The following is a 7,481-nucleotide window of genomic DNA, read 5'->3' as shown; positions in this document are numbered from 1 at the left end:
GGCATAGCTGGGTAGCTATGTGCGGAAGGGATAAGTGCTGAAAGCATCTAAGCATGAAGCCCCCCTCAAGATGAGATTTCCCATAGCGTAAGCTAGTAAGATCCCTGAAAGATGATCAGGTTGATAGGTTCGAGGTGGAAGCATGGTGACATGTGGAGCTGACGAATACTAATAGATCGAGGACTTAACCATATAATATGTAGCAAATGTTATCTAGTTTTGAAGGAATATGCCTTCATAGTTTGGTGATGATGGCAGAGAGGTCACACCCGTTCCCATACCGAACACGGAAGTTAAGCTCTCTAGCGCCGATGGTAGTTGGGACCTTGTCCCTGTGAGAGTAGGACGTCGCCAAGCTATTTATATCATCGCGGGGTGGAGCAGCACGGTAGCTCGTCGGGCTCATAACCCGAAGGTCGCAGGTTCAAATCCTGTCCCCGCAACCAAATGGTCCCGTGGTGTAGTGGTTAACATGCCTGCCTGTCACGCAGGAGATCGCCGGTTCGACCCCGGTCGGGACCGCCATTTTATATAAAGAAAAGAACGAAACATGTTGTTTCGTATTTTTTTATTTGTTTTAACAAAAAACTAATAAAGACAGTCAAACTATCCTTAGGAAAACTCCTAAGGACTTTTTTATATATTCAAAACCTGTATAATAAAGAGCAGAGAACATTGTGAGTAAAGTAGGTGAAGTCTGTGAGTAAATATGAAATAACAACAAAATCATCTGAGGAAACACAAAGATTATCAGAAAAACTTGGTGAACTTGCTCAGGCACAAGATGTAATTATTTTAGAAGGAGATCTAGGGGCTGGTAAGACGACTTTTACAAAGGGACTAGCAAAAGGTCTTGGAGTGAAAAGAGTTGTAAATAGCCCTACCTTTAATATTATTAAAGAATATAAAGGGAGATTACCGCTATATCATATGGACGTGTATCGCTTAGCTGAAAGTGAAGAAGACTTAGGTTTTGATGAGTATTTCTACGGTGAAGGAATTACGGTAGTAGAATGGGCTCATTTAATAGAAGCATATTTACCAAATGAGAAGCTACAAATTAGTTTATTCCATGCTGGAGATGACACAAGAAACATTGTACTCGAGCCAATTGGAGATCGCTATATTAGATTATGTGAGGAGCTATTACAAGATGAAAGTACTAGCAATTGATACTTCAAATTATGTAATGGGTGTATCCCTTATTGAAGAAGGAAACGTAATTGGGGAATTCATTACAAATTTAACAAAAAATCATTCTGTGCGTCTTATGCCAGCTGTAGAACAACTGTTAAAAGAATGTGGTGTAAAACCAAAAGAATTAACTAAAATAGTTGTAGCTGCTGGACCAGGATCATATACAGGTGTTCGTATAGGTGTGACAGCTGCCAAAACATTAGCTTGGTCACTTCAAATACCAATTGTGGGTGTATCAAGTTTAGAAGTAGTGGCTGCAAACGGAGCTAATTTTGATGGATTAATCTGTCCTTTATTCGATGGAAGACGTGGACAAATTTATACTGGCTTATATACATATGAAGGAGAGGATTTAACTTCTATAGAGGAAGACAGAATCATCCTTATTGTAGACTGGTTGCAAATGTTAAAAGATAAAGGAAAGCCTGTTTTATTTATTGGTAACGATGTGAAACTACACAAAGAAACAATTATCGAACATTTAGGCAATCAAGCTGTCTTTGCTCCTTTCACTAAAAATAACCCAAGACCAAGTGAGCTAGCGTTCTTAGGATTACAAAAAGAAGAACAAGATGTACATTCATTTGTTCCTAGTTACCTTCGTTTAGCTGAAGCTGAAACAAAGTGGTTAGAAAGTCAAAACAAGTAGGAGCTTGCAGAGGATGGATATGATATTTAGAAAGATGGAACTTGATGATATTGCTCAAATTGTAGCCATTGAAGAAGCATCTTTTTCAACTCCTTGGACTGCAGATGCCTTTCACCGTGAGTTAACGATGAATGAACATGCACATTATGTTGTGCTAGAAAAAGATGGTCGTGTAATTGGGTATTGTGGATTGTGGATAATTATTGATGAATCACATATAACAAATATAGCTATTTTGCCAGAATACAGAGGTCAAAAGCTAGGAGATGCTTTATTAAAAGAAGTTATTTCCGAGGCGAAAACTCTAGGTGTAAAAACGATGACACTTGAAGTACGTGTATCAAATGAAGTAGCAAAACAGTTATACAGAAAATACGGATTTCAAAATGGTGGAATTCGTAAACGATACTATGCAGACAATCAGGAAGATGGTCTCGTAATGTGGGTGAATATATAATGGAAAAAAATACGATTATACTTGGTATTGAAACAAGTTGTGATGAAACAGCAGTAGCGGTTGTTAAAAATGGAACGGAAATTATTGCGAATGTTGTTGCATCACAAATTGAAAGTCATAAACGTTTTGGCGGAGTTGTACCAGAGATTGCGTCCCGTCATCATGTAGAAGAAATTACAGTTGTATTAGAAGAAGCGTTAAAAGAAGCGAATATCACATTTGATGATATTGATGCAATTGCTGTCACAGAAGGACCTGGTTTAGTAGGAGCGCTTCTAATAGGGGTGAACGCAGCGAAAGCAGTGGCATTTGCACATGATATCCCCCTAGTTGGTGTTCATCATATCGCTGGCCACATTTATGCGAACCGCTTAGTAAAAGAAGTTCAATTCCCATTACTATCACTTGTTGTCTCTGGTGGGCATACAGAGCTTGTTTATATGAAAGAACATGGTTCATTTGAAGTAATTGGTGAAACGCGAGATGATGCAGCAGGAGAGGCATATGATAAAGTAGCTCGTACGTTATCTATGCCATATCCAGGTGGTCCTCATATTGATCGACTTGCACATGAAGGAGAACCAACAATTGATTTACCTCGTGCATGGCTAGAACCGGATTCGTATGATTTCAGTTTTAGCGGATTGAAATCAGCAGTTATCAACACTGTGCATAACGCAAAACAACGCGGGATAGAAATTGCACCGGAAGATTTAGCAGCAAGTTTCCAAGAGAGTGTAATTGACGTATTAGTAACGAAAGCATCTCGTGCAGCGGATGCTTATAACGTAAAGCAAGTGCTTCTTGCTGGTGGAGTAGCTGCGAATAAAGGACTGCGTGCACGTTTAGAAGCAGAATTTGCACAAAAAGAAAATGTAGAGCTAATTATTCCTCCTCTATCTTTATGTACAGATAATGCAGCAATGATTGCAGCGGCAGGTACAATTGCATATGAACAAGGAAAACGTGCTACATTAGCTTTAAATGCAAATCCAGGATTAGATATTGAAGCATAGTTATGCACAAAATTAACCACAGCTTGTGGATAAAACCCATATTATCTGTTGATAATATGGGTTTTATTGTGTATATAAAATGTTGATAACTTTTTTGTTGATTGTGGATAATGTGGAAAAGTTATTTAGATGTTTATTTTATAAAGGTGGATATGTGTATAAACTTGTGGATAAAACAGATAAAGTCTGACCTTTGAATCTATCCTTTTTCGGGAAATAAAAACGAAGAAGGTATCTCTAAAAAACATTTTGAAATATGCCCTTATTATAAGGGAGGCTAACATTGTCAAACCTTGTCGGAAAATCGATACCTCGTGTCGAATCGTTTATGCAATAGAGGTTGACCATGGCTAAAAGATAAGAAGGATGTCTCATCGTCAAAAATCCCGACTGATGAGACATCCTTCTTATTTATACTCTTATAAATGCAATTCTTCCCATTCTGCCATACAAGCATCAAGTTGTTCTTGTAGTGTTTGCTTTTTCGTTGTAATTTCACTAGCCTTTTCATAATCTGCATATATTTCTGGTAAGCAAAGTTGATCTTCTAACGTAGCAATTTCTTCTTCAAATTGTACAATATTTTGTTCTAGTTCCTCGATTTTTCGAGTACGTTGACGCTCCAACTTTTTGCGCTCTTTTTCTTCGAGATAATTTAATTTTTCTGGAGCTACAGTTTTTTGAACAGGTGCCTGATTTTCTTGCTGTTCTTGCTGTTCAAGTTCTGCACGTTCAATCATTTCATTTTTCTTTTCAACGTAGTAATCGTAATCCCCTAAATATTCCTGTGCACCTTCTGTTGATAACTCAACCACAGTCGTTGTTACACGATTAATAAAATAGCGGTCATGTGAGACAAATAGAAGAGTACCAGGATAATCGATTAAAGCATTCTCTAGGATTTCTTTACTATTTAAATCAAGATGGTTTGTAGGCTCATCGAGAATTAATAAATTCGATTTTTGCATCATAAGTTTTGCAAGAGCTAACCGAGCCTTTTGTCCACCACTAAGAGAAGAGACGGGCTTTAGTACATCATCTCCTGTGAATAAGAAGTTACCTAGTATCGTGCGAATTTCTTTTTCAGGTTGCAGTGGATATTCATCCCATAGCTCATTTAAAACGCGCTTAGAAGATGTTAAATTAGCTTGTTCCTGATCATAATAACCAACAGATACATTGGATCCGAAAGAAACATCACCATGTAATAATGGTAACTTATTCACAATCGATTTTAATAATGTGGATTTTCCAATTCCATTTGGACCAACTAAAGCAACGCTATCTCCGCGAGTTAAGCGCATTGTTACATGTTCAATAATTGGATCCTTATCATAGCCGATAGTTGCGTCCTTTACTTGTAACACATCATTTCCACTTTGTTTTTCAATATCGAAGTGGAAGGAAGCTGACTTAGAATCCCCTAATGGTCTTGTTAATAGTTCCATACGGTCTAATTGTTTACGGCGACTTTGCGCACGTTTTGTCGTAGATGCACGAGCTATATTTTTTTGAACGAAGTCCTCTAGCTTAGCAATCTCATCTTGTTGTTTTTCATAACGTTTCATTTCTTGCTCGTATAGTGCTGATTTTAAGTCTAAATATTTACTGTAGTTACCAACAAATCGTCTACTTTCTTTATTCGAAATTTCATATACTTGTGTAACAAGTTTATCTAAGAAATAACGGTCATGGGAAACGATTAGTATTGCTCCAGGATAACCTTGTAAATATTGTTCAAGCCATGTTAATGTTTCGATGTCTAAATGGTTTGTAGGCTCATCCAAAATAAGTAAGTCTGGTTTCGTTAATAATAATTTACCGAGAGCTAATCGTGTTTTTTGTCCACCGCTTAATGTAGAAATCGTCGTCTGGTGCGTTTCAACTGGGAAGCCAAGACCACTTAAAATCGAACGGATATCTGCTTCGTACTGATAGCCACCTTGATCTTTATAATCTAATTGTAATTGATCATAATCAGCTAATAATCTTTCATATGTAGCCTCGTTTGAAAAGTTTTCTTCTTTCCCCATCTCTTGCTCTAGCCTTCGAAGTTTTGTCTCCATTTGCTGCAAGTGTGTAAAGACGGTTAACATTTCATCCCAAATTGTTAAAGATGTTTCTAAACCGGTATTTTGAGCTAAATATCCAATTGAGACATCTTTCGGTTTTATAATTTCTCCACCATCATGAGATAGCTCACCCGCTATTATTTTTAATAATGTAGATTTTCCAGCGCCATTTCGTCCGACTAATGCGATACGATCTTTCGTTTGAACTTCTAATTTTATATTTGAAAGAATCGTTTCTGCACCGTATAATTTTGAAAGCGCGTTTACTTGTAATAAAATCAATGTTTTCACCTCAAATAATTTCTTAACTTTGCCATGTTTATATTTCTCAATCATACTAAAAATAGTGTATAGTTTAAAATACAGAGAGAATACTTCTTCTTTCTATTATACAAGGAATTTAATAAGTGCTAAACTTCTGTATTTGATTAAAGCATATGAATAAAGATAGGAAGAGAGGAGAGGTTATATGGAGCAGCAAAAAATTCCACAAGCCACTGCTAAGAGATTGCCTCTATACTATCGATTTATCCAAAACTTATCTCTTTCTGGTAAGCAACGTGTTTCATCAGCCGAATTAAGCGAAGCGGTAAAGGTTGATTCCGCAACGATTCGAAGAGATTTCTCATACTTTGGGGCATTAGGGAAAAAAGGATATGGATATAACGTAAATTATTTATTATCATTTTTCCGTGAAACACTCGACCAAGATGATATAACACGTGTAGCGCTTATTGGAGTAGGTAATTTAGGGACCGCTTTCTTACATTATAATTTCACGAAAAACAATAATACAAAAATTGAAATGGCATTTGATGTTAGTGAAGAGAAAGTTGGAACAGAAATCGGAGGCATCCCTGTATATCACTTAGATGAATTAGAAGAACGTTTATCATCTGATATACAAGTGGCAATATTAACAGTACCCGCTACAGTAGCGCAATCTGTAGCCGATAGATTGGCAGAAACAAACGTGCATGGTATTTTGAATTTCACACCAGCGCGCTTAAATGTGTCAGACAATATACGAATTCATCATATTGATTTAGCAGTAGAACTACAAACACTAGTTTACTTTTTGAAGAATTATCCACAATAAAACGCAGAGGAAGCGACCTCTGCGTTTTATTATTGTTTTTTCTTTGTGAATTTAACTAAGATAAGGCGAAGTGCCAAATTAAAATCAATCGTTGCCATAACTGCAAATAGTATTGTCCACATATTCCAGATTGTATCTGTTACGTTCCTGATGGCGAGGTGTGTAAAGATACATCCTAGAAGGAAGTACAATACAGCCATGAACAATGGTGAGTTTCTCATACTAAAAATCCTCCGATAAAGCCTTGCATTTTTTCAGCTTCTTTAATCATTTCTTGAATTTGTTCGTTACTCACTAACACTTGAGCAACTGCAACCAATGTATTCATTGCAACATGAGCTGCAATGGGAACGATAATACGCTTCGTTTTTACATATAAGAAGGCGAATACGAGACCCATAGCAGTGTATACCAATAAGTGAGTAAAATCAAAATGAATCGCCGCAAATACAAGGGAACTAATGATAGCGGCAATAAAGAAGTTAAACTTCTTATAAAGTGTACCAAATAAAATTTTTCTAAATACGATTTCTTCCAAAATAGGTCCTATTATAGAGATGACGATAAGGAACCAAGGTGTCGTTTTTGCGATCTCCATAAGTCTCGCTGTATTTTCAGATCCAGGTTTAATACCTAATACATACATTTCGATCATACCAGCAATACTTTGCGAGAAAAATGCTAAGAAGAACCCGATAAAAATCCAACCAATCGTAGCTGGAACAGTAGAACGCTTTGTATCTAAATGTCTGTCGCGAATATCTGTTCTAAGTAACCAAAGTACGATACATAATGCAATAAAGAAGCTAATGATCGCCCAGTGACCAGTTATGAGTTGAAATTTCTCTTCCCTAGTGAATCCCCTGTTATCATAAAGCCCAGTTTTCAGAAGAAGTGGTAATCCAGCAATTGATGATAACTGCATTAAAATGTATGTAACGATAACCCACCAATATTGTTTTTTCAAATGGTTTAACCATCCTTTCTAACT

8 protein-coding genes, 2 tRNA genes and 2 rRNA genes (1 of these 12 running past the window's edge) are annotated in these 7,481 nt (G+C 36.8%); 9 read left to right on the top strand and 3 right to left on the bottom strand.

Going from position 1 to position 7,481, the window contains the following annotated elements; genetic code table 11:
• The 8 genes from QCI73_RS26230 to tsaD all read left to right on the top strand — a co-directional run.
• Window positions 1–192 (top strand): 23S ribosomal RNA (locus tag QCI73_RS26230); it begins 2,731 nt to the left of the window's first position.
• A 49-nt stretch (window positions 193–241) separates the two neighbouring features.
• Window positions 242–357: ribosomal RNA gene (rrf, locus tag QCI73_RS26225) — 5S ribosomal RNA — on the top strand.
• 12 nt (window positions 358–369) lie between these two features.
• Window positions 370–446, top strand: a tRNA-Met gene (locus tag QCI73_RS26220).
• A 3-nt stretch (window positions 447–449) separates the two neighbouring features.
• Window positions 450–525, top strand: a tRNA-Asp gene (locus QCI73_RS26215).
• Window positions 526–699: 174 nt separating this feature from the next.
• Window positions 700–1,173, top strand: a complete 474-nt coding sequence (gene tsaE, locus QCI73_RS26210) for a tRNA (adenosine(37)-N6)-threonylcarbamoyltransferase complex ATPase subunit type 1 TsaE (protein WP_000049631.1) — start codon at window positions 700–702, stop codon at window positions 1,171–1,173.
• On the top strand, window positions 1,154–1,846 hold the full coding sequence (tsaB, locus tag QCI73_RS26205) for a tRNA (adenosine(37)-N6)-threonylcarbamoyltransferase complex dimerization subunit type 1 TsaB (protein ID WP_327924729.1): 693 nt from the start codon (window positions 1,154–1,156) through the stop codon (window positions 1,844–1,846). The genes tsaE and tsaB overlap by 20 nt, the downstream gene beginning before the upstream one ends.
• A gap of 13 nt (window positions 1,847–1,859) precedes the next feature.
• The gene (gene rimI / locus QCI73_RS26200) at window positions 1,860–2,303 is read left to right on the top strand and encodes a ribosomal protein S18-alanine N-acetyltransferase (protein WP_000367197.1); all 444 of its coding nucleotides are present in this window, start codon (window positions 1,860–1,862) and stop codon (window positions 2,301–2,303) included.
• The gene (gene tsaD / locus QCI73_RS26195; protein WP_000414588.1) at window positions 2,303–3,319 is read left to right on the top strand and encodes a tRNA (adenosine(37)-N6)-threonylcarbamoyltransferase complex transferase subunit TsaD; all 1,017 of its coding nucleotides are present in this window, start codon (window positions 2,303–2,305) and stop codon (window positions 3,317–3,319) included. Before rimI ends, tsaD begins: the two co-directional genes overlap by 1 nt.
• Before the next feature lie 419 nt (window positions 3,320–3,738).
• On the opposite strand, the gene QCI73_RS26190 is transcribed toward tsaD, so the two are convergent.
• Window positions 3,739–5,673, bottom strand: coding sequence for an ABC-F family ATP-binding cassette domain-containing protein (locus QCI73_RS26190; RefSeq protein ID WP_353824036.1), 1,935 nt, complete (start codon window positions 5,671–5,673; stop codon window positions 3,739–3,741).
• A gap of 187 nt (window positions 5,674–5,860) precedes the next feature.
• Between QCI73_RS26190 and QCI73_RS26185 the strand changes: the two genes are divergently transcribed.
• Complete coding sequence (locus QCI73_RS26185) at window positions 5,861–6,490, top strand: redox-sensing transcriptional repressor Rex (RefSeq protein ID WP_000437700.1); 630 nt, start codon at window positions 5,861–5,863, stop codon at window positions 6,488–6,490.
• Between the two features lie 29 nt (window positions 6,491–6,519).
• On the opposite strand, the gene QCI73_RS26180 is transcribed toward QCI73_RS26185, so the two are convergent.
• Together QCI73_RS26180 and QCI73_RS26175 are read right to left on the bottom strand one after the other, a co-directional pair.
• On the bottom strand, window positions 6,520–6,711 hold the full coding sequence (locus QCI73_RS26180; RefSeq protein ID WP_001246209.1) for a YdiK family protein: 192 nt from the start codon (window positions 6,709–6,711) through the stop codon (window positions 6,520–6,522).
• Window positions 6,708–7,457 carry a CPBP family intramembrane glutamic endopeptidase gene (locus QCI73_RS26175; protein WP_353824035.1) on the bottom strand — a complete coding sequence of 250 codons (750 nt, stop codon included), beginning with the start codon at window positions 7,455–7,457 and terminating at the stop codon, window positions 6,708–6,710. Before QCI73_RS26175 ends, QCI73_RS26180 begins: the two co-directional genes overlap by 4 nt.
• Between the last annotated feature and the right edge of the window lie 24 nt (window positions 7,458–7,481).

This window comes from Bacillus cereus group sp. MG16 (genome assembly GCF_040459875.1).
Lineage (GTDB): Bacteria > Bacillota > Bacilli > Bacillales > Bacillaceae_G > Bacillus_A > Bacillus_A paranthracis.
This window is presented reverse-complemented; position numbering and strand designations above follow the sequence as displayed.